This window comes from Streptomyces sp. NPDC001220, from assembly GCF_053597895.1.
Map to the genome: position 1 here is coordinate 288,608 of NZ_JBSFJE010000008.1, position 20,081 is coordinate 308,688.

Below are 20,081 nucleotides of genomic sequence, written 5' to 3' on the forward strand. Positions count from 1 at the left end.
GGGTGACGCGCGATGCGTTGGTGGTCCAAGGAAAGACGCCCCACTTCCTGTGGGGAGATGCAGGTGCAAGGCCTGCCCGGCGCTCCGTCCGAAGAGCCCCGCCCCCGATCCGTCGGGGGCGGGGCTCTTCGCATGTACGGCTCTCGGCGGCGGCGCCGTACACACCCTGACGGAGGAACCTCCCGCCGACACCCGGAAGGAGCCTTGGAGCAGGGCAAAGCACCTGGTCAGAGAGGACTCGTCGGGAAGGCGGGCAGCTTGCGGGCCGGGGCACCGGTTGCGGCGCCCCGTGCGGCTTTCCAGGGTGGGCACAAGGACAGCAGTGTCGAAAGGAACCTCCATGCGCGCCCTAGCCTCCCGCGGCCTCCTCATCTCCCCGCTGGTCTGTGCCGCCCTGGTCTTCGGGCCGGCCGCCGCCACCGCTGCCGCCGCCGACGCCGGCCGTGAAGCATCGGGTTCCGGTGCCGCACACACGGTTCCATGGCCCGGTACCGATGTCGCCACGCTGCTGGACCGCATCGAAGCGATGGACACGACGCGGTACGACCGCGCCCTGACCCCGCTCCTGGACACGCTTCCGAACCTCGCCACGGCGGACGGCACCGGTGTCGACCCGGCCCGGGCCGCCGCCTACGCGAAGGAAGTACGGGAATGGAGCGCCGCTCTCCAGGAGCGGCTGCGGAAGCTGGACGCCGACGGCACGGACCGTGCGGCCCGGGCGGCCGACCCCGTCTCGGACCTGCTGAACGCCGTCCAGGCCGCCGTCAAGAGCCTGCTCGCCTCGCTGACCTCGCTCGACCTCGGCGGAGTGGTGAGCGCCGTCACCGGGCTGCTCGGACCCATCCTGGCCGCGGTCGCCGGGCTGCTCGGCGCCGTGCCCGCGCTGCCGTCGCTGCCCGCCACGGACGCCGCCGCGTCGACGACGACCGTCGCGCCGTGAGGGACTGAACCGGACCGACCGCGGTTCGCCGCCGCAGTGCCCGTGTTCCAGGGCGCCGCGGCGGCGAGCCCGTTCGGCCGCGGGACGGTCGGTCAGTTCCCGTTCCAGCCCGGGACGGTCTGCAACACCTGCTCCGCGACCCGTTCGAGAGCCGTGTCGTCGGGCAGCACGTCGTCCTGCCGCCAGATCGCGACCTCGAACGTGCCCTTGCCATCGTCCTTCGCGTGCTTCGAGACCAGGAGACAGCGCGCCGTGCCGCCGGGCCCCGTGGTCGCCTTCCCGCCGCCGAGGTTGAAGCCGATGGAGATGGTCGGGCTGGAATAGAGGACGGCCGGGTGCCCCGAAACGGTCGTCCTGCGTGCGCCGCCCATCAGGTCGCCGACCTCGGCGACGGACAGATCGTCGTAGGACGCCGACAGCTTCACGGAGTACGTCTTCAGGGTCACCGTGGCGTCGGGCGAGGGGATCTTCGTGCCCCCGGCAAGCGTGATCCAGTCACCGCTGCCGCCGGCGGTCTCGGCCTGTTCCTGCGGTGTTCCCAACAGGGCCGGAAGGTCCGGGCGGTTCAGCGCCTTGCACAGCCGTGCGCCCGAGACATAGCGGGCCGGCAGCCGGTCGGTCGACTTCGAGCAGGCCGCCGGTGCGCTGCTCGCGTCCTGCGGGTGGACGAACGCCTTCTGCGCCCACAGGACGCCCACCACGCCCAGGAACACGGCCACCGCCGCGATCGCCTGGACCGCCGGTCTGCCTTCCTTTTCGGGCTCGCTGAAACCTTCGGTCATGTCCCCCACCCCCACTGTGCGTCCCCTGTGCGCCCTGGAGCCTAACCGAGGTTCACGGTACTGATGTTCACGGGGATGGCACGGTCCGCTCAGCCCTTCTCGGTGGCTGTGGCTTCCCCCGGCGGTGTTTGATGGCGGCAGCACGCAGGGCCGGAGAAGCAGGGGTGGACGCGGTGACCGACGGACGGGTCGTCGAGGCGAGTGGGAGCGCACTGGTGGTGCGTCGCGCACCGCGGGACCGGACGCGCGCGGCGGTGCTCGTCCTGCACGGCGGCCAGGAGAGGGGGCTGCGGCCGGCGCGACCCTGGCAGCCGGCGGCCCTGCGCATGCGCCCCTTCCTGAGCGCCGCCGCGTCGGTCTCCTCGCCCCGCGACGTGCTGGTCGGCCAGGTGCGCTACCGGTACCGCGGCTGGAACGACGCCGCCGATCCGCTCCAGGACACCCTGCGCGCCCTCGACGAACTGCGGGGCCGGGCCGGGGACGTGTCCGTGGTGCTGGTCGGCCACTCGATGGGCGGCCGGGCCGCGCTGCGGGCGGCGGCCGACCCCGCGGTGCGCGGTGTGCTCGCGCTGGCGCCCTGGTGCCCGCCCGGCGACCCCGTGGACGACCTCGCCGGAACGCGGATCGTCGTCCTGCACGGCGACCGTGACCGGGTCACCGAGCCCGCCGAGTCGGCCGCGTATGTACGTCAGGCCCGCGAGGCGGGTGCGCAGGCCGGAATGGTGCTGCTCAGGGGCGGGGATCACGCGATGCTCCGCCGCAGCCACGACTGGCACCGGGCCTCGGCCGCCGCCGTCCGCCGGCTGCTGCGTCCCGAACGTGATCTGGAAGGCTGGACGGCCGAGGCCTGTGGGGCCGAGGAGCCGCTTCTCCGTTGACGCGCGCCCTGATAAATTGCGGCGCCCCCACGCGGCATCCACTCCGAGGACGGCTGATGTCGATCACGAAGTTCGTCAAGCTTGTCACGTACCTGACAGCAACGCTCATGGTTCTCGCCCTGTCCGGCACCACCCCGGCGACCGCCGCACCGCGGCCCGCCGCGGCCTCCTCCGCACCGCGGTCGGCCGCCACGGCACCGGTCGCATCCGCCGTCGGCACCTGGCAGCCACCCCTGTCCACCCGGGGCCGCTACATCGTCGACGCCGCCGGGAACCGCTTCCGCCTGAAGGCCGCCAACTGGGACGGCGCCCAGGGGTCCTGGACCGGAAGCGGAAACAGCTCCGACCCCGCCGCCCACCACGCCGGCCAGGACTCCTACGGCATCCCCCTGGGCCTGGACCGCGCCTCCCTCCCCCAGCTCCTGTCGGACTTCCAGGCGCTCGGCATCAACAGCATCCGGCTGCCGTTCTCGAACGAGATGATCCATACGACGACGCCGGTACCGGGCGCCGCGGTCACGGCGAATCCGCAGCTGCGCGGAGAGACCCCCCTGGAGGTCTACGACGCCGTGGTGGCCGCCCTGACCGGCGCGGGGTTCGCCGTCATCCTCAACAACCACACCAACACCTCCCGTTGGTGCTGCGGCATCGACGGCAACGAGCGGTGGAACAGCAGCCAGTCCACCCAGCAGTGGGCCGACGACTGGGTTTTCATGGCCCGGCGCTACGCGGCCAACCCCCGTGTCGTGGGCGCCGACCTCTACAACGAGGTGCGCCGTGACGTCCTCAACGACCCCAACTGGGGGCTGGGCGACGACCACGACTGGTACGCGGCCGCCCAGCTCGCCGCCGACCGCATCCTCACCGAGGCCGACCCGAACCTGCTCATCGTCATCGAGGGCATCAACTGGACCGGGCTGCCGGTGGACGGCTTCCCGCACGACCGCCCCACCCTCACCCCCGTCCGCACCCTCTCCCACACTCTGGTGGACGCCCACAAGCTGGTCTACTCCGCCCACTTCTACGGCTACACCGGCCCCCACCACAGCGGCGCCACCGGCATCGGCGAGACCAGCGATCCCCGCTACCAGGACCTGACCCGCGACGAGCTGTACCAGGTCCTCTCCGACCAGGCCTTCTTCGTCACCACCGAGGGCAAGCACTACACCGCGCCCGTGTGGATCAGCGAGTTCGGCATCGGCGCGGGCGAGACGGGTACGGCCGCCCGCACCTGGTTCGGCAACATCACCGACTACTTCGCCGACCACGACGCCGACTTCGCCTACTGGCCGCTGGTCGGCTGGGAGGGCCACGACGACTGGGCGCTGCTGCGCTACGACACCGCCGGGCACCGGTCCGGCATCCTCGACGGAGGCGACTGGCGGGCCACGGCCTGGAATCACCTCCTCAACTCCCCCGGCCGCACGGGATACATCGCGCCGGGTACCACCTGGCGGATGCTGGCCACGGACCACGGCGACGCGGTCCAGTCCCTGCGGACACGGGCGGCCGGCGACTGGGACTCGGGCGCCTACAAGGCGGCCTGCCCCGACGGGCTGCGGCTGGTCGGCCTCGCCCACTCCGGCGGACGCGGCCTGTGCACGGACGCGACGACCGGCGATCTGCGGGCCACGGGCAACGCCCAGACGGTCGTCACGGACGAGCGGTACGTCCCGGCGGGCGGCGACTGGGCCTCGGGATACACCAAACTCCAGTGCCCGGCGGGTCAGTTCGCGATCGGCTACAGCCGCCGCGGGGAGCGGGCGTCGGCGGTGCTGTGCGTGCCCGCGCGCGCCGCGCTGAGCGCGAGCGGCCGGACGGTGTGGTTCGACCGGTCCGACAACCGCCCCACCGATGCCGCGGGCGACGACTTCGCGTACGGCGCCTACAAGGGCCAGTGTGCCGCCGGCGAGTACATCGCGGGCGTCGCGTTCACCACCCGCATGGGCAGCACGCAGGGTCCCGCCGCCGTGCTGTGCGCGCCGCTGCCGTCCTGACCCCGCCCGTCACCGGCCCGCCGCTCCCGTCACCACCTTGGCCAGGTCCCGGACGCTCATGTCGGCGCAGGCGCTCCGCCGGCCGGCCGGGGCGCAGCCGTACTCGGTGGTGAGGGGCGCGGTGTCGCTAACGGGTTCGGGAGGCGGGGTCGGCGCGGCCGCGACCCGCTCAGGGCACGCGCGCCAGGCCGCCACCCGAAGCCGGCACGGCCAGGTCGTCGTGGTGCGCCGGGGAGCCGGGGCTCTCGGCGGTGGCCATGAGGATGGACTGCTGGAGGCGGCGCAGTCGCGCCGAGGGTTCCAGGCCGAGGTCTCTGACGAGGAGGGTGCGCAGTTGCTGGTAGACCTGGAGTGCCTCGCCGCGCCGGCCAGAGCGGTAGAGGGCGAGCATGAACTGGGCGTGCAGGTTCTCGTGGGTGCGGTAGCGGCTGGTCAGGACGGTGAGTTCGGCGAGCAGTTCGCGGTGCCGGCCGAGCCGCAGGTCGGCCTCGATCCGCTGGTCCAGGGCGCACAACCGGCTCTCCTCGAGCCGCCGCGCCTCCATGGCCAGGTGGGCTCCGGTGTGGACGTCCGCGAAGGGCGGGCCGGTCCACAGGTCCAGCGCCTGGCGCAGGGTGCGGGAGGCGCTCGCGAAGTTCTCGTCGTCCATGGCCCGGCAGCCCAGTTCGCGGAGCCGCTCGAACTCGTGGACGTCACTGCCGCCGCCCCCGGAGGCCAGCAGGTAACCGCCCGGCAGGGTGGTGAGGACGTCCTTCGCACACGGCGCGTCCGCGTCTTCGGGACCGGCGCCCTGACGCAGGGCGGTCGCGATGTGTTCCCTGAGCTGGAGCACATAGGTCTGCAGGGTGGTGCGGGCGCTGCGCGGCGGGGCACCCGCCCAGAGCTCCTCGACGAGAGTGGGGACGGGCACCACCTGGTCGGCTCGGAGCGCCAGCAGGGCCAGCACCTGGCGGGGCTTCGGCGCGGTCGGGGCGATGGAGACCCCGTTCTCCCGCACGTTCAGTGCACCCAGCAGCCCGATGTCCACACGCGTCTCCCTGATCCTCTCACCTGACACTCCGCCAGTAGAAAACAGCGCAAGCGGTCTGTCAACAAACCGTCCGCCGGCCCGCTTTCGGCGGACGGCCACAGGGGGCCGCACCGCCCCCGGGAAACACCGAAGTGGCTGCTCCGCGCCGCCTTTTCGACGACCCTCGGGGCGGAGCGACACCGACCGGACGGTTCGGACCGGGCTGCGAGCCGTAGCGGACAACGGCCCGGAGAACAGCGCGAACGGAGCCATCCGGTCGGTTACTTGACCATGGATCGGCTCAGCGTCCTCGGCCACGGGAGCCGGCGGGCAGGGTGAGGAAGACGATTCCCAGCGCCAGCACCGCCAGTCCGCACCAGGAGACGGCAGGCAGGCGCTCGCCCAGGACCGCGACTCCCAGGACGGCGGCCACCGCGGGCTCGACCAGGGTCAGGGTCGTCGCGATCTGGGCGGTGGTGTGCCGCAGGCCGTATCCGAAGAGCCGGTAGCAGAGGAAGGTGGTGACCGCGCCGAGGTACAGGACGACCAGCGTGCCGCGCGCCGTCAGCAGCCACGGCCCGGCGCTCCACAACAGCACGGGCAGCACGAACAGTGCCGCTCCCCCGAACATCACGCCCATCACCGGGCCGGAGGCGTGGCCGCGGGCGATGAGCCGTCCGCCGACGAGGGCGTAACCGGCGTACGACAGCCCGGCGAGCCCGGCCAGCAGAACGCCGAGGGTGTCCACGGGGGCGCCGTCACCGGCGAGCGCGGGCCCGAGGACGAGCACGGTGCAGCCGAGGACTGCCGCGCCGGTCGCCGACGCCCAGCGGACGGTGGGCCGGGACTGGCGCGTGAGCAGACCGAGGAGGCCCGCGAAGACGGGAGCGCCGCCGAGTGCGACCACGGTGGCCACGGCGACGCCGGTGCGGGCCACGGCGGGATAGAAGGTGAGCGGGTATCCGGCCACCGCGAGGGCGCCGAGGACCAGCAGCCGGCGTTCGCCGCCGGTGCAGGCCCGGGGCAGGGTGCGGGCGCCGGGTGCGGTCAGGAGCAGCAGGAGGCCGCCGAGGACCAGGCCGGCGGCGCCCACGGCGGCGGCCGGCGCTCCGGCCGGGGCGAGGGAACTCGCGGTCCCGGTGGTGCCCCACAGCACGGCGGCCGTGAGGATCGGGACCGGCCCGGCGAGCGCTCCGGCCCGACGGGGGCGCGGACGCGCGCGGGTGGAGCCGGTGCGGGGCCGGGAGAAGGGGGATGAGGTGTCGTTCGGCACAGTCGTGAACTTCCGTCGTCGAATACCGTCTGCGGACTGGTTTCGGAACGGGCGCACGACACAGGCCCCGGGCGGCCTCGAAGGCAGGGCCGGGAGCGTGGATTCAAGCCGTCGGCTGGTGCGCCCGTCAGGCGCGGAGCGGCGGCAGAACGACGTGCCAGTAGGTGTTCACACGGCGATGGTATCCGGGCGGTCCGGAAGCGGTCGGCCCGTCCGCACGTCGGGACGGCTGCCGCGCACGGAGCACGGCAGCGGTCCGGGGGCCGCTGCCGCGACCCTCGGCCGGCGGGCGGAGCCGGGCGGCCGCGGCCGCCGATCGAACCTGTCGGGTCCGTGATCGTCGGCAGCCCTCCTCCGCACGTCAATGACTTGACCGGGTGCGCTTGTCGTATGATTCGACCAAGTTTTGGCCAACGTGCGTAGATATCGTTTCCCGGGTCGGCCGCGTGGGACAGACTCACCCGCGGAGGGGGGACGAGCACGGCCGAGTCACGCCGGGCGTGCCATCCCGCAGTGTCGCGTCGCCCAGGGGAGGGCGGCGAACAGACCAGCGGAGGGATCCATGACGCAGTCGCTTCCGGGGCGGCACCCTGCCCAGGAGCAGGCGTTCGCCGGGCGCGGACGGCCACCGGTCGTCGTGATCGGGGCCGGGCCGTACGGACTGTCGGTGGCCGCCCACTTACGGGCGGCGGGAGCACCGGTCCGCGTCTTCGGCGATGTGATGGGCAGTTGGCGGCATGCCATGGCCACCGGCATGTTCCTGAAATCGACACCGGCCGCGACCGATCTGTCGGCGCCGGAGCCGGGCGGCCGGCTGGCGGACTTCCGGCGCGAGCACGGCGAGCCGGAACTGACCGAGCTGACCCCGATCCCGTGCGACGTGTTCGTACGGTACGGGCAGTGGTTCCAGAAGCGGTACGTCGGCGGGGTGGAGCCGGCCCGGGTGACCGCGGTCGAGCGGGCCGCGTCCGGAGCCGGCTTCGTCGTCCGCGCGGACGACGGGCAGGAGACGGCGGCGTCGGCCGTCGTGGTGGCGACCGGTCTGAACGGACTCGCCCATGTCCCGGACGAGTTGCGGCACCTGGCACCCGAGGGGCCCGGCCCCCGGGCGCCGGTGTCGCACACCAGCCACCACACCGACCTGTCCGCATACGCGGGCCGGCGGGTGGCGGTCGTCGGCGGTGGCCAGTCCGCGCTGGAGAGTGCCGCGCTGCTGCACGAGGCCGGCGCCGAGGCCCAGGTTCTGGTGCGTGAGCGGAAGGTGCTGTGGGGCATGCCCCCGGACCTGGCCCGGCCCTGGACGCAGCGGCTGGCCAAGCCGGCCTCCCCGCTGGGCACGGGCTGGATCCTGGCCGGGGTCTGCGCCGCACCGGGCGGTGTGCGGTGGTTCCCGGCGGCGGCCCGGCTGCTGCTGTTCCGGCGGGCGCTCGGCCCCTCGGGCGGCTGGTGGCTGCGGGAGCGGGTGGTGGGCGTCGTACCGGTGCACACCTCGCGCCGGGTCACCGGTGCGGCGCTCTCCGGGGCGGCGGTGCGCCTGGACGTCACCGGTCCCGGGGGCGAGCTCGAGTCCCTCACCGTCGACCATGTGCTGGCGGCCACCGGCTACCGGCTGGACCTGGACGCCCTGCCCTTCCTGTCCCCCACCGTGCGTCGCGCCGTGGCGTGCGTACCGGGTTCGAGGGCGCCCGCGCTGCGGGGGACGTTCGAGTCGTCGGTGCCGGGGCTGTACTTCACGGGCTCCCTCGCGGCGCCGATGTTCGGGCCGATGATGCGGTTCGTGGCAGGCACGGAGTTCGCGGCCGTACGGATCGCCCGGCACATCGGAACCTCCTGAGCAGCGGAATTCGGTTGCGCCGGGTCCGGCCGGCCCGGTGAGCTGGTTCCATGGACGGTGCCGTGGACCAGGTACGACGGGCGGGGGCGGCCGACGTCCGCGTGCGCGCACGGCGACCGGCCCGGTGGCACGGGCCGGCGCTGCTGGGCGCCCTGATGCTGGCCGCCTTCACCTTCAACACCGCCGAGAACCTGCCGATCGGCCTCCTGGAGGTGATCTCGGCGGGTCTTGGGGTGTCGCTGTCGGCGGCCGGTCTGCTGGTCACCGGTTACGGCCTGACGGTGGCCGTGGCGTCGCTGCCGCTCGCCCATGTCACGCGGGCCGTGCCCCGGCGTCACGCGCTCACCGGGCTGCTGGCCGCGCTCGTCGTGTCCAGCGCGGCGGCGGCACTGGCCACCGCGTACTGGCAACTCCTCGTGGCACGGCTGCTGACCGCGCTCGCCCAGGCGCTGTTCTGGGCGGTACTGGGTCCGGTCGCGGTGGGTCTGTTCGCGCCCCGGGTCCGGGGGCGGGTCGTCGGGGCACTGTCCGTCGCCGGTTCGCTCGCCCTCGTCCTCGGAGTGCCCGCCGGGACCTGGCTGGGCCGGCACGGCGACTGGCGGACGCCGGTGGCGGCGCTGACGGTGCCGGGGCTCGTCTCACTGGTGACGATCGCGGTACTGCTGCCGACGTCACGCCCGCAGGACGCGCCCGCGGCCTACGGCACCCGCCCCGACACCCGCCGGTTCGTGACGGTGCTGGCGGCCGGGACGCTGTCCGCCACCGGGGCGTTCGCGGGCTACACGTACATCGTGACGTTCCTGGGTGAGGTGAGCGGGTTCTCGCCGGGCTCGACCAGTTCCCTGCTGGTCGTCTTCGGATTGGCGTGTCTGGCCGGTGTGGCCGTGACCGGGGCGCTCCTCGACCGCTTCCCGCAGTCCGCGCTGACCGCCGCCGTGGCCGTCCAGGCGGTGGGCATGCTCGGCCTCTGCTCGGCGGGCGGCCGTCCGGTGGCGGCAGTGGTGTTCCTGGTCCTGACGGGCGGTGCGCTCGGGCCGGTGTTCATGGCCGCCCAGAACGCGATGCTGCACTGCGCCCCCGGCCGCACGGACATCGCCCTCGCGGCCAACTCCGGCCTCTACAACGCCGGTATCGCTGCGGGCGCCGCGCTCGGGGGCCTGCTCCTGCCACCGGCCGGGGTACGGTCCGTCTTCCTGGCAGGCGGGCTGCTGACCGCCGGCGCCTGCACCCTGCTGCTCGGCCGCCGGCCGCTTCGCGTCGGAGGGGGTGTCAGCCGACCTGGGTGAGCGGGCCCGTGGGGTCGGCGGCCTGCGTGTCGTCCTCGGTGGCCGCCAGGACGGACTGGCGTATCTTGCCCAGCACGGCCGAGGGTTCCAGGCCGAAGTCGTGTACGAGGGTGGTGCGCAGGCGCTGGTAGGCGGCGAGGGCCTCACCGCGGCGGCCCGAGCGGTGCAGGGCGAGCATGAGCTGACCGCACAGGCTCTCGTGGGTGGGGTGCCGGCTGACCAGCACGGTGAGTTCGGCGATCAGCTCGCGATGCCGGCCGAGCCGCAGATCGGCCTCGATACGCCGGTCCAGCGCGCACAGCCGGCTCTCCTCCAGCCCCCTGGTCTCGGCGCGCAGGCAGTCTCCGGCAGGGACGTCGGCCAGGGCCGGACCGGTCCACAGGTCGAGCGCGGCACGCAGCAGCCGGGCCGCCTCGCGATGGTCCCCCCCGTCCATCGCCCGGTACCCGGTCCGACTGAGCCGCTCGAACTCCCGGACGTCACTGGTGCCTTCACCGCTGTCGAGCAGGTAGCCCCCGGGTACGGTGCGCAACACCTGTTTCGGGGTGCGGCCGCCCGCGTCGACGCCCGTCGCCGACGCACCCGCGACGAGTTCACGCAGGTGCATGATGTACGTCTGCAGGGTGGGGCGTGCGCTGCGCGGTGGCCGTCGCCCCCAGAGTTCCTCGGTGAGCGTCGCGACGGTCACCGCCCGGTCGGCGTGCAGGGCGAGCAGGGCGAGCACCTGACGCGGCTTGGGCGCGGTCGGGGTGATGGAGACGCCCATCTCGCGCACGTCGAGCGTGCCGAGTATGCCGATGTCCACGCCGTCTCCCTGCCCGTCCGCCACTGGGGTGCTCCGAGGCGAGTCCCGGGCACCCGAGTCAAAAACGGCATGGGCGGTTTGTCAAACCGAACTCCCCCGCCTTTGTCGGCTCTTGACCCGCGGTCAGGAGTCGGCGAGCGCGGCGCCGACGAACTCACCGCTGCGTGCGGCGAGTTGGGGAAGCACCAGTGACCAGAACTGCTCGACGTGCTGGGGCGAGATCCGGTCGCGGTCGGCCGCGCCGAGCACCTCGAACCCGACCGTCGCGGCGACTATCACCGCGGCGACCCGGTCCGGCGACACCCCCTCGGCGAGCTCGCCCTGATGCTGGGCCCGCACCAGCTGTTCGCACACCCACGTGCGCCACCAGCACCCGAAACCCGGGCCGTTCTTGCGGGAGGGGTCGACGCTCAGCTTGAAGCCCGCGCGGACCACGACGTCGGTGGCGACCGCGACCAGCAGTTCCCGGGTCACCGTGATCAGCAGGTGCAGTGCGGAGGCGGCCGACGGACGCCGGTCCGCGACCATGTGCTCGATGGTTCGCCGGGCCGCGTCCTCCACCTCTACGGCGAGGGCGTCCTTGCTGGGAAAGTGGAAGTGCAGCGCCCCGGCGCTCACTCCGGCCCGCCGGCTGATCGCGGGCAGCGAGGACAGCGCGTAGCCGTCGTCCGCGAAGATCTCGGCCGCGGCGTGAACGAGGGCCTGGCGGGTTCGGGCCGCCCGGAGCTGCTTGACCATCGCGATCCCCCTGTTGATCCGGGCGAATCCGGAATTGGACGGTCCGATTCCCCCTGGGCCTGCAACATTCCGATTCGAGAACCCTAGCAAACAGCATGATCGGTAGGTTTGCCAGAGTTCGGAGTGCGGGCAGAGGACCCTGATGGCCCTCCCGCATCGTCGGGAGAGGGTGACCCCCCGGATAACGAACCAGGCAGGTGGTTTGACCGGAGGCGGGTCAGGCCTCGGTCGCCACCAGCGATTCCTGCCGCCGGCGCTCGACTTCCTCGACGACCCGGGCGCCGCGGTCGGGCGCGGTGTCCAGTCGGATCAGGGCCGCGGGTGTGGCTATCGCCGGCAGTACGTGGTTGTAGAGGACGGAGATACGGTCGTTGAGATCGGTCCAGTCGGAGACCACCTCGGACATGAACTGGGTCCCGATCCAGGCCCCGAGGAAGCACTCCGCGGTCTCCTGCGGCGTGACGTGCGGCAGCACCTCGCCGCGTTCCTTGGCCTCCACGAGCTTCTCGGTCACCACCTCGGTCCAGGCGGGCCAGGCACTGCCGAACAGCGAACGCCCCTGCAGGTCCGCCGACAGCCGTATACCGGCGAGCAGGATGACCTCCTTGGGGATGCGGTGGGCCAGCGTCATGCCGATGTCCACCCACTCCTGGAGCTTCAGCTCGCGCGGCACCCAGTAGTCGTCGCTGATCTGGGCGTTGATCACGCCTCGCGCGAGGGCTTCCTTGGAGTCGAAGTGGAAGTACAGGGCTCCCTTGGTCACTCCGGCCCGCTCGAGGATCTCGGCGATCGTCGCCGCCGTGTATCCGCGCTCGGCGAAGACCGCGGCGGCGGCCTCGACAACAGCACGGCGGGTCCGAATCGCACGCTCCTGACGCGCCATGGGGACCCCCTCCTCGGTCAAAACAAAACCGGACGTGACGTACCTTACCCCAACCGGGGGTCGGCATTTCGGCCGCACAGGGCCGATTCCCGGCCGGTCCCGCGTCGGCGCCGGTGCGTCGGCACGGGACCTTCAGGGCAGTTCACCAGGCGGTGCGCCCGCCGTCCACGGTAAGTGTGGCACCCGTGACGAAGCTCGCCCTGTCACTGCACAGCCAGGCGGCGGCCTCCGCGACCTCCTCGGGGTCGGCGGCGCGCGCCTGCGGGGCGGAACGGTAGGCACGCGCCTCGTTCTCGGGCGACTTGGCGAACCAGTCGTCGATCATCTCGGAGCGGGTCAGGCCCGGGGCGATGGCGTTCACACGGATGTGGTGCGGGGCGTACTCGACGGCGGCGGCCTTGGTCAGTCCGATCACCGCGTGCTTGGAGGCGATGTAGGGCGCGGCCGTCGAGGAGGCGACCAGGCCGCCCACACTGCTGGTGTTGACGATCGAGCCGCCGCCGGTCTCCAGCATCGCCGTGATCTCGTGCCGCAGGCAGTTCCACACGCCCCGCACGTTGGTCTCGGTGACCCGCTCGTAGTCGGCGTCCTCGATGAGGTGCATCGGGGTCTTCGGCAGCGCGACACCGGCGTTGTTGAAGGCGGCGTCGAGACGGCCGTAGCGGCTGACGGCGAACTCTACGGTCCGGCGCACCTCTTCTCCGTCCCGCACGTCCAGGGTGCGGTGGCTCGCCTCGGCTCCCTCGGCGCGCAGTTCGTCGGCGAGGTCGCGGAGCCTGTCCTCGCGGCGGGCGGTCAGGACGACGGTGGCGCCCTGCCGGGCGAACAACCGGGCGGCGGCCGCGCCGATACCGCTGCTGGCGCCGGTGATGAGGGCGACCCGGCCCGCCAGTGCGGCGCCTTCCGTTGCGGTCACCTGGTCACCTCAGGGGCGGTGGAGAGGGAGTCGGCATCGTGCCAGAAGACGTCGAGCCCGGCCTCCCGGTCGAGGGTGCGCAGGCGCTGTTCGTCGATCTCGGCGAGGCTGCCGACCAGGTGCCGGACACCGAGTTCGCGCATCAGCTCACGCTGGAAGCCGTGCTCGAAGGTGCTGGGGTGGCCGACGAACGGCACGTCCAGCTCCTTGGCGTGACCGGCGAAGCGGGCCACGTCGTCGATGAAGAGGACCTGGTGGCGCTCGAGGCCGAAGCGGTCCTCGGCTATCTCGCGGATGCCGGGGCGGAAGTCGTTGGTGCAGATGTAGTGCGGAGCGGTGAACAGCTGCTCCCAGGCGCCGAGATGGCGGCGGAAGTGGTCCTCGTCGAGACCGCCGTAGCAGATGACGTCCAGGCCCGCGGCGCGCAGCCGGTGCAGGAGTTCCTCGGCACCGTCGAGGGGGTGGACGGGATGGGCGCGCAGATACTGCTCGCGTTCGGCGAAGTAGTCGGCGATGGCGTCCTGTTCGCTCACCTCGGCGCCGGTCTCCTCCAGCAGCACCCGGGCGGCGGCGAGGCGGGACTGCGAGAAGAGCCGCTGTTCCAGTTCCCGGGTGTACGCACCGCCGTACTTGAGGACCAGGCGGTGCAGGACGGGACTGAAGCTGTCGTTGAGCAGGACGCCGTCGATGTTGACGGCGGCGAGGCGCAGGGTGCGCAGTGGTTCCATCGGGTCTCCCTCTCGCAGGCCGTTCGAACATCATGCAGGGGCGGTCGGGGCCCGGTGCGGCCCGGGTGGGCCGGCGGGCGGTGAACTCCCTCGCGGAGATGGCCGAAAGAGACCGCTGCACAGGTTTTGACGTAGGCGGGCCGCACCTGTCATCCACCGATAACCGGCCGCCGACATCTGCCAGTTAGTCCGTTTTTAGCCGTGCCTTCGACTTGCTTGAGGGCGAAAATACTTGGCCAAACCACCACCGAGCGGAGTCATGCATGGATCGAGTCCAACCACGCTTGGCGAATCCTTTACCTTGTGGCCGACCCGAGAAAACCGGTAGGTCCGTATCTTATAGGCGTCGAACAGAGCTTCAAGCCAACGAAGAGCTTTCCGACGGGGGGTTGTCGATGAGCCTGTCCACCAGTGAGATCGGAGTGGGTCTGCCCGTACTGCCCCGGCTGACCACCACGGTGCCGAAGGAGTACGTCCACCGGGCGTCCCTGGCCGAGGTGTTCCTCTCCGGCTGTACCGCGCAGGACGACGGGCTGCGGTTCTCCCTCACCGGACAGTGGCCGCGCGCCCACACCTTCTTCAACAGCGCCGACGGCTCGAGCCACGACCCGCTGCAGGCCGCCGAGACGTTTCGACAGGCCGGCATGTTCGTGACGCACGCCGAACACGGGGTACCGCTCGGGCATCACTTCGTCCTGTGGTCGCTCAGCTGTCACACCGATCTGGAGCAACTGCGCATCGGCTCCCGGCCGACCGACTTCGAGCTCGAGGTGACATGCCCGGACACCGCCCCGCGCGGCAGGGCGTCCGCGCGCCGGATGGGCATAGGCTTCGCGCTGCACCGGGACGGCCGGCCCGTGGCCCACGGAGAAGGGCTGTACTCCGTCGTCACACCGTCCGTCTACGCGCGTCTGCGAGCCAGCCGGCCCGCGACACAGGCGACTTCGGCGGACCCGGCGGTCGCCGCCGACCCGATGCCGCCGTCCGCGGTGGGCCGCACCTCCCCCGCCGACGTGGTGCTCACCCCCACGGACGCCCCCGGCCGGTGGCTGCTCACCCCCGACCTGGCCCACCCGATCCTGTTCGACCACGACGGTGACCATCTGCCCGGCATGGTCCTGCTGGAGGGTGCCCGCCAGGCCGCCTGCGCCCACCTGGCACCGCGTGCGCTGATACCGGCGAGCACGTCCACGACCTTCGACCGCTACGTCGAACTCGACAGCCCGTGCTGGGTGGACGTGACCGAGGTGACTCGCGGGGGCGACGGCACGGTGACCGTGCGGGTCGTCGGCCGGCAGGGCGGCGAGACCGTCTTCACCTCCACCGTGCACGGTCCCGTCGTCGGCTGAAGATCCCGTGAAACGGCCGCTGCCGGGCCCCGGTTCGGGACCCGGCAGCGGCCGTCGAGCTGTCAATGCCGGTCGCCGCCGATGTGCCGGTCACCACCGACGTGCCGGTCACCCCCGACGTGGCGGTCACCGCCGATGTGCCGGTCACCCCCGACATGCCGGTCACCCCCGACGTGCCGGTCACCGCCGACGTGCCGGTCACCACCGACGTGCCGGTCACCACCGCCGTGGCGGTCGCCGCCGTCACGGCGGTGGTGCAGACCCCAGGAGGCGGAGTCGACAAAGCGACCGTGGTCGTTGCGCAGGGTGGCGGTGTCGGCCTCGTGGTTCCAGACGGACCTACGGCGGTCCTGGTACAGGTCCGTCATGGTGTCCCGGCCCTGCCCGGTGTGGACCCGGACCGTGGCACGGCCGGCCAGCCGGTAGTGATGGAAGGTGTAGCTGTGACCTTCGGCGTCCGACAGCGTCCAGCCGCTCAGGTTCACGTCCCGGCGGGTGGTGTTCGTGACGTCCACCCACTCCCGGTTCAGGGCACGGCCGGAGAAGACCGCGCGGCCCTGCAGGTCGTGCTGGACGGCGCTGATGACGACCGCGTCGCGGGACGGATTCGCGGAGTGCGGGGCGGCGGCAGCGGCGGGCAGGGCCACAGCGCCCACCAGGGCGGCCGCCACGGCGGTGACGGAGCCGAGACGACGGGCGGTCGCGAAGACGGATTCGGACACGAGGTCCCCCTTTACGGGGTTGGCACACCCCTGCGCGGGCGGCGCGAAGCCGAGGTCCGCGAGGGGCATGTGGTGCGGTGCGGCGGCCGGGCGGCCGCGCAGTCACACATTGCAACGGGGCGGCCCGACGTGTGGGACACACACCATGCCCATTACCGATCTATCGCTTTGCTATGACTCTCGAATGTAACGTCCATTTATCAAGTGAATGAACCGATTTGCTCAGACATGGGGTCCAAAAGCCGTGCAATCAGCGGGCCGGCGGGCCTCCGTGACACCACGGGCCACCCTGCGAACTGGGCCCGCTCACCCGAAAGTGAGTAACAGTCAGGGGCCGATCGGACCGCCACCTGAAGACGATCTCTTGGCCGTCATGAGGAGTTCCTCGATTGGTCGGCCGCGACAGTGGTCGGGAGAAAGCGTTTGCCACTACGTTTTGGCTTGCCTTTTGGCATGTCCACACTCTCTCAGCGCACCCCTCCCCGTAGGAGACACCCCCATGCGCAGACTCGTTGCCTGCCTGGCGGCCGCGGTCGCCGCCCTCGGCGGGCTCACGGCGACGGCCACTCCGGCCGCGGCGGCCGGCTCGGGCACGTTCAGCGTGCTCACGTACAACGTCGCCGGGCTTCCGGAGTCGCTGTCGAGCGCATCCACGCCGCGCGACACCAGCACCACCGAGATCGGCCGGCGGATCGCGCCGTACGACATCGTCAACGTCCAGGAGGACTTCAACTACCACGCGTACCTGTACTCCACGGACACCCACCCCTACCGCACCGCGACCAGCGGCGGCGCGGGGATAGGCAGCGGGCTCAACACCGTCTCCGACTACGCCTGGGACGGCGACGACTTCGAGCGCGTCGGCTGGAACTCCTGCCAGCTCGACTCGGGTGACTGCCTGACCCCCAAGGGCTTCACCTTCATGCGCGAGCGGCTCGCCGAGGGCGTCTACGTCGACTTCTACAACCTGCACACCAACGCGGGTACGAACGACGGCGACGAGGCCTCCCGGGCCGACAACCTCAGCCAGCTGACGTCGTTCATCAGCACCCACTCGGCCGGGAACGCCGTCGTGGTCATGGGTGACACCAACACCCGTTACACCCGCACCGCCGACACCATCGCGGAGTTCGCCTCCGCCAACGGGCTGACCGACGCCTGGGTCCAGCTGATCCGTGGCGGCAGCGCGCCTGCCAAGGGCAGCGACACCCTGCTCTGCGACCAGACCGGGGCCACCGTGCCCAACACCTGCGAGGTGGTCGACAAGGTCCTGTACCGCAGCAGCAAGCTGGTCACGCTGAACGCGACCTCGTACAACAACGAGCACGCCAAGTTCCTCAACGCCGACGGCCTGATGCTCTCCGACCACGACCCGATCACGGTCGGCTTCTCCTGGTCGCAGAACTCGGACTTCCAGCTCAGCGACCAGTTCGGCGGTCCGCACGGCGACTACTACCAGGACCTTCCGAGCGTCCCGGCCGCCGCCCGCGCCACCGGCATCTCGTTGCGCTCCGGCTCCCGCGTCGACCAGGTCGGCATCACCCTGGGCAACGGCACCACGCTGACCCACGGCGGCACCGGCGGCACGGCGTCCTCGCTGACGCTGGGCGGCGGCGAGTACGTGACCACGGCGTACCTGTGCGAGGGCAAGTACAACAACACCACCCGCATCTTCTACGCCAAGTTCACCACCAACCTGGGCAACACCCTCGCCGGTGGTACGACGACCTCGGACTGCGTGACCCGCACCGCGCCGTCGGGCTGGCAGATCGCCGGCTTCCACGGCCGCTCCGGTGACGAGCTCGACAAGGTCGGCTTCATCTACACCAAGCGCTGACCGCGCCCGGCCGGCCGGCGGACGCACCGACGGTTCGCCGGCCGGCCGTACCAGGCGGGCGGACGCACGAACCGTTCGCCGGCCGGCCGTACACCGCGGGCGGACGCGTCGGCGATGATGGCCGGTATGCGCATCCGCATCGACGCGACCGACCTGCCCGGACGGTCCTGCCCGGCACCCGGGGACAGCGCTTTCTCCGCGTACCACGGCATTCATGTGGCCGTGCAGCGCCGGAACCGTCCTAGCGAACTGCTCGACCCTCAGCCGGGTGACGCCGTCCTCGCGACCTGGTCCCTGCCCTGCACCGCGGTGGCCTCGGACACCGGCATCGACTTCAGGGGACCGTACGTCCAGGGCGGCCCCGGCGGCCGGTTCGTCTATCTGTCCTGGGGAACCGTGGACCCCGGCGGCGGCTTCACGATGTTCCGCCGGGCCAAGCTGATGCTCGACGCCGTTCCGGGCGCGGTGGCGGAGGCAGCCGTACGGGACGGGCTGCTGGTCGGCAGGCTCGGGCTGACGGACGCCCGGGGCATGCCCCGGTGCGCGCGTGTCGTACCGCCGGTCGTCGTCTGGAGCGTTGGCAGCGATCCTCAGCCGAGCACCGCGCGGTAGTCGGCGCGGGCGGTCGCGAGGGGGAAGCGGGCGCCCCGCACCGGCTGGTCACGCCGAGGCGACCCGTACTCCCGGATCCGCCGGGCGAGTTCCGCGCCGTCGTTCACGCGTGTCAGGGAGGCTGCCCGCCTGGCCGAAGACGATGGTGTGGTCGCCGTCGCGGATCACCCGGTCCTCGGCGTGCCAGAGCACGGCACGGGACAGGACCGCGCGTTCCACGTCGGCACCGCGGCGGGTGAGGTCGGCCGCGGTGTGCGCGTGGGTGACGCGGACGACGTCCTTCTCGATGATCGGGCCCTCGTCGAGGTCCTCGGTGACGTGGTGGGCGGTGGCCCCGACCAGTTTCACGCCCCGCTCCTTGGCCTTGGCGTACGGCCCGGCGCCGATGAAGGCCGGCAGGAAGGAGTGGTGGATGTTGATGATCGGCACGCCGGCCTCGGCGATGAAGTCGCCGGAGAGGATCTGCATGTAGCGGGCGAGGACGACGAAGTCGACGTTGTCCTTGAGCAGCCGCAGGTGTGGTCCGGCTCCTCGCGCCGCCTGGCGGGCCGGGGTCTCCTGGGCGGGACTCATATGTGGTGGTCCTTCCTGAACCGGGCGATCCATTCGGAGGTGGCCCGCAGTCCGCCGAACGTATAGAAGTGGATCTTCACCTCGCCGTGCCGGCCCGGGTCGTAACCGTCTGCCAGGGCGTGCAGGAACCTGTCCGGGCCCGCGGTGCCCATCAGGTTGGTGAGGGAGAGGCCGTACTTCTTGGCGATGGCGGTGCTGGTGCCGACGCCGAACCGGGCCGCGTAGGCCATCAGGCGGCGCACGCCGGCCGGTCCGGGGACGCCGATACGGACCGGCAGCGCGATGCCCTCGTCCCGGGCCCGCTCGACCCAGGCGAGGACGGGATCGACGTCGAAGCCGAACTGGGTGATGACGCCGCCGTCCAAGCCCTGCGCGGCGAGCGCGGCACTCTTGTCGCGCAGCACGGACCACAGGACGTCACCGGGTATGGCGGGGTGGCCCTCCGGGTAGCCGCTGATGCCGACGTGCCGGACGCCGTACTCCTGGAGCAGGCCGGACTCGATCAGTGACAGCGAGTCGGCGTAGGGGCCCTCGGGGCGGGCGGGGTCGCCGCCGACGGCGAAGACGTTGTCGCTGGTGCCGTCGGTGCGCAGGCCGGTGAGGAACTGCTCGAAGTCGGCACGGGAGCCGAGCCGTCGGGCGGAGAAGTGCGGCACCGGCACGAAGCCGAGGCGCCTGACCGCGCGCGCCGCGTCCAGTCGCATCCGCAGGTCCTCGTTGCCGAGGAAGGTGACGTTGATGCGGGTGCCCTGCGGGATGGTGTCGCGGGCCTCCTCCAGGCTGGGGGCGTCCTTGCCGGTCATCTCCAGGGAGAAGTCCTCCAGCAGTGCGGTGCTCACCGCAGCCGAGGCCGTGTCGAGGGTGGTCATCGTGCTCCTTGCCGAACGTGAAGCTCCGATTTTCGAACATCGAGGGTCGG

At 71.9% G+C, this 20,081-nt stretch carries 18 protein-coding genes, 1 tRNA gene and 1 pseudogene; 9 read left to right on the forward strand and 11 right to left on the reverse strand.

Annotation, left to right across the window (positions count from 1 at the left end; genetic code table 11):
- Nucleotides 1–14 precede the first annotated feature (14 nt).
- Both ACWDGI_RS21330 and ACWDGI_RS21335 read left to right on the forward strand, forming a co-directional pair.
- Nucleotides 15–84 (forward strand) — tRNA-Gly (locus ACWDGI_RS21330).
- Between the two features lie 256 nt (nucleotides 85–340).
- The gene (locus ACWDGI_RS21335) at nucleotides 341–940 is read left to right on the forward strand and encodes a hypothetical protein (RefSeq protein ID WP_450761193.1); all 600 of its coding nucleotides are present in this window, start codon (nucleotides 341–343) and stop codon (nucleotides 938–940) included.
- A 92-nt stretch (nucleotides 941–1,032) separates the two neighbouring features.
- Here ACWDGI_RS21335 and ACWDGI_RS21340 read toward each other — a convergent pair whose 3' ends face one another.
- Nucleotides 1,033–1,722 (reverse strand): DUF6215 domain-containing protein, encoded by a 690-nt coding sequence (locus ACWDGI_RS21340; RefSeq protein WP_450761195.1) that lies wholly within the window; start codon nucleotides 1,720–1,722, stop codon nucleotides 1,033–1,035.
- Nucleotides 1,723–1,895: 173 nt separating this feature from the next.
- Here ACWDGI_RS21340 and ACWDGI_RS21345 point away from each other — a divergent pair, with 173 nt between their 5' ends.
- Both ACWDGI_RS21345 and ACWDGI_RS21350 read left to right on the forward strand, forming a co-directional pair.
- Nucleotides 1,896–2,600, forward strand: a complete 705-nt coding sequence (locus tag ACWDGI_RS21345; RefSeq protein WP_450761197.1) for an alpha/beta fold hydrolase — start codon at nucleotides 1,896–1,898, stop codon at nucleotides 2,598–2,600.
- A 56-nt stretch (nucleotides 2,601–2,656) separates the two neighbouring features.
- Nucleotides 2,657–4,597 carry a cellulase family glycosylhydrolase gene (locus ACWDGI_RS21350; RefSeq protein ID WP_450761199.1) on the forward strand — a complete coding sequence of 647 codons (1,941 nt, stop codon included), beginning with the start codon at nucleotides 2,657–2,659 and terminating at the stop codon, nucleotides 4,595–4,597.
- Nucleotides 4,598–4,766: 169 nt separating this feature from the next.
- Here ACWDGI_RS21350 and ACWDGI_RS21355 read toward each other — a convergent pair whose 3' ends face one another.
- Together ACWDGI_RS21355 and ACWDGI_RS21360 are read right to left on the reverse strand one after the other, a co-directional pair.
- A complete protein-coding gene (locus tag ACWDGI_RS21355; protein WP_450761200.1) occupies nucleotides 4,767–5,624 on the reverse strand; it encodes an AfsR/SARP family transcriptional regulator in 858 nt (285 codons plus the stop codon).
- Nucleotides 5,625–5,907: 283 nt separating this feature from the next.
- Nucleotides 5,908–6,879, reverse strand: a complete 972-nt coding sequence (locus ACWDGI_RS21360) for a DMT family transporter (RefSeq protein WP_450761202.1) — start codon at nucleotides 6,877–6,879, stop codon at nucleotides 5,908–5,910.
- Between the two features lie 562 nt (nucleotides 6,880–7,441).
- Here ACWDGI_RS21360 and ACWDGI_RS21365 point away from each other — a divergent pair.
- The gene (locus tag ACWDGI_RS21365; protein WP_450761204.1) at nucleotides 7,442–8,713 is read left to right on the forward strand and encodes an FAD-dependent oxidoreductase; all 1,272 of its coding nucleotides are present in this window, start codon (nucleotides 7,442–7,444) and stop codon (nucleotides 8,711–8,713) included.
- 155 nt (nucleotides 8,714–8,868) lie between these two features.
- A complete protein-coding gene (locus ACWDGI_RS21370) occupies nucleotides 8,869–9,999 on the forward strand; it encodes an MFS transporter (protein ID WP_450761386.1) in 1,131 nt (376 codons plus the stop codon).
- Here the strand turns inward: ACWDGI_RS21370 and ACWDGI_RS21375 are convergent.
- From ACWDGI_RS21375 to ACWDGI_RS21395, 5 genes are all read right to left on the reverse strand, one after another.
- On the reverse strand, nucleotides 9,983–10,804 hold the full coding sequence (locus ACWDGI_RS21375; protein WP_450761206.1) for an AfsR/SARP family transcriptional regulator: 822 nt from the start codon (nucleotides 10,802–10,804) through the stop codon (nucleotides 9,983–9,985). The genes ACWDGI_RS21370 and ACWDGI_RS21375 overlap by 17 nt on opposite strands.
- 123 nt (nucleotides 10,805–10,927) lie before the next feature.
- A complete protein-coding gene (locus ACWDGI_RS21380; protein ID WP_450761208.1) occupies nucleotides 10,928–11,542 on the reverse strand; it encodes a ScbR family autoregulator-binding transcription factor in 615 nt (204 codons plus the stop codon).
- Nucleotides 11,543–11,759: 217 nt separating this feature from the next.
- Complete coding sequence (locus ACWDGI_RS21385; protein ID WP_360496077.1) at nucleotides 11,760–12,425, reverse strand: ScbR family autoregulator-binding transcription factor; 666 nt, start codon at nucleotides 12,423–12,425, stop codon at nucleotides 11,760–11,762.
- 142 nt (nucleotides 12,426–12,567) lie between these two features.
- Entirely contained in the window at nucleotides 12,568–13,341 is a 774-nt protein-coding gene (locus tag ACWDGI_RS21390) for an SDR family NAD(P)-dependent oxidoreductase (RefSeq protein ID WP_450761211.1), read from the reverse strand.
- On the reverse strand, nucleotides 13,338–14,069 hold the full coding sequence (locus ACWDGI_RS21395; RefSeq protein ID WP_450761213.1) for an HAD family phosphatase: 732 nt from the start codon (nucleotides 14,067–14,069) through the stop codon (nucleotides 13,338–13,340). The genes ACWDGI_RS21390 and ACWDGI_RS21395 overlap by 4 nt, the downstream gene beginning before the upstream one ends.
- A 395-nt stretch (nucleotides 14,070–14,464) precedes the next feature.
- Here ACWDGI_RS21395 and ACWDGI_RS21400 point away from each other — a divergent pair, with 395 nt between their 5' ends.
- Complete coding sequence (locus ACWDGI_RS21400) at nucleotides 14,465–15,418, forward strand: ScbA/BarX family gamma-butyrolactone biosynthesis protein (RefSeq protein ID WP_450761215.1); 954 nt, start codon at nucleotides 14,465–14,467, stop codon at nucleotides 15,416–15,418.
- 62 nt (nucleotides 15,419–15,480) lie between these two features.
- On the opposite strand, the gene ACWDGI_RS21405 is transcribed toward ACWDGI_RS21400, so the two are convergent.
- Entirely contained in the window at nucleotides 15,481–16,140 is a 660-nt protein-coding gene (locus tag ACWDGI_RS21405) for a lamin tail domain-containing protein (protein WP_450761217.1), read from the reverse strand.
- A gap of 499 nt (nucleotides 16,141–16,639) precedes the next feature.
- On the opposite strand from ACWDGI_RS21405, the gene ACWDGI_RS21410 reads away from it, so the two are divergent.
- Both ACWDGI_RS21410 and ACWDGI_RS21415 read left to right on the forward strand, forming a co-directional pair.
- Nucleotides 16,640–17,977 carry a jacalin-like lectin gene (locus ACWDGI_RS21410; RefSeq protein ID WP_450761219.1) on the forward strand — a complete coding sequence of 446 codons (1,338 nt, stop codon included), beginning with the start codon at nucleotides 16,640–16,642 and terminating at the stop codon, nucleotides 17,975–17,977.
- Between the two features lie 126 nt (nucleotides 17,978–18,103).
- Nucleotides 18,104–18,589, forward strand: a complete 486-nt coding sequence (locus tag ACWDGI_RS21415; RefSeq protein WP_450761221.1) for a DUF5990 family protein — start codon at nucleotides 18,104–18,106, stop codon at nucleotides 18,587–18,589.
- Between the two features lie 135 nt (nucleotides 18,590–18,724).
- On the opposite strand, the pseudogene ACWDGI_RS21420 reads toward ACWDGI_RS21415, so the two are convergent.
- Together ACWDGI_RS21420 and ACWDGI_RS21425 are read right to left on the reverse strand one after the other, a co-directional pair.
- Nucleotides 18,725–19,111: pseudogene (locus ACWDGI_RS21420) on the reverse strand (formyltransferase family protein); the annotation flags it as partial.
- Between the two features lie 47 nt (nucleotides 19,112–19,158).
- Nucleotides 19,159–20,031: a methylenetetrahydrofolate reductase gene (locus tag ACWDGI_RS21425; RefSeq protein WP_450761223.1), complete on the reverse strand. Its 873-nt coding sequence runs from the start codon at nucleotides 20,029–20,031 to the stop codon at nucleotides 19,159–19,161.
- Between the last annotated feature and the right edge of the window lie 50 nt (nucleotides 20,032–20,081).

Excerpts from the sequence above, each read along its gene's own strand:
- ACWDGI_RS21350 (WP_450761199.1), top strand. The coding sequence starts at position 2,657 with ATGTCGATCACGAAGTTCGTCAAGCTTGTCACGTACCTGACAGCAACG.
- ACWDGI_RS21385 (WP_360496077.1), bottom strand. The coding sequence starts at position 12,425 with ATGGCGCGTCAGGAGCGTGCGATTCGGACCCGCCGTGCTGTTGTCGAG.
- ACWDGI_RS21335 (WP_450761193.1), top strand. The coding sequence starts at position 341 with ATGCGCGCCCTAGCCTCCCGCGGCCTCCTCATCTCCCCGCTGGTCTGT.
- ACWDGI_RS21380 (WP_450761208.1), bottom strand. The coding sequence starts at position 11,542 with ATGGTCAAGCAGCTCCGGGCGGCCCGAACCCGCCAGGCCCTCGTTCAC.
- ACWDGI_RS21395 (WP_450761213.1), bottom strand. The coding sequence starts at position 14,069 with ATGGAACCACTGCGCACCCTGCGCCTCGCCGCCGTCAACATCGACGGC.
- ACWDGI_RS21410 (WP_450761219.1), top strand. The coding sequence starts at position 16,640 with ATGCGCAGACTCGTTGCCTGCCTGGCGGCCGCGGTCGCCGCCCTCGGC.
- ACWDGI_RS21340 (WP_450761195.1), bottom strand. The coding sequence starts at position 1,722 with ATGACCGAAGGTTTCAGCGAGCCCGAAAAGGAAGGCAGACCGGCGGTC.
- ACWDGI_RS21370 (WP_450761386.1), top strand. The coding sequence starts at position 8,869 with ATGCTGGCCGCCTTCACCTTCAACACCGCCGAGAACCTGCCGATCGGC.
- ACWDGI_RS21400 (WP_450761215.1), top strand. The coding sequence starts at position 14,465 with ATGAGCCTGTCCACCAGTGAGATCGGAGTGGGTCTGCCCGTACTGCCC.
- ACWDGI_RS21365 (WP_450761204.1), top strand. The coding sequence starts at position 7,442 with ATGACGCAGTCGCTTCCGGGGCGGCACCCTGCCCAGGAGCAGGCGTTC.
- ACWDGI_RS21425 (WP_450761223.1), bottom strand. The coding sequence starts at position 20,031 with ATGACCACCCTCGACACGGCCTCGGCTGCGGTGAGCACCGCACTGCTG.
- ACWDGI_RS21415 (WP_450761221.1), top strand. The coding sequence starts at position 18,104 with ATGCGCATCCGCATCGACGCGACCGACCTGCCCGGACGGTCCTGCCCG.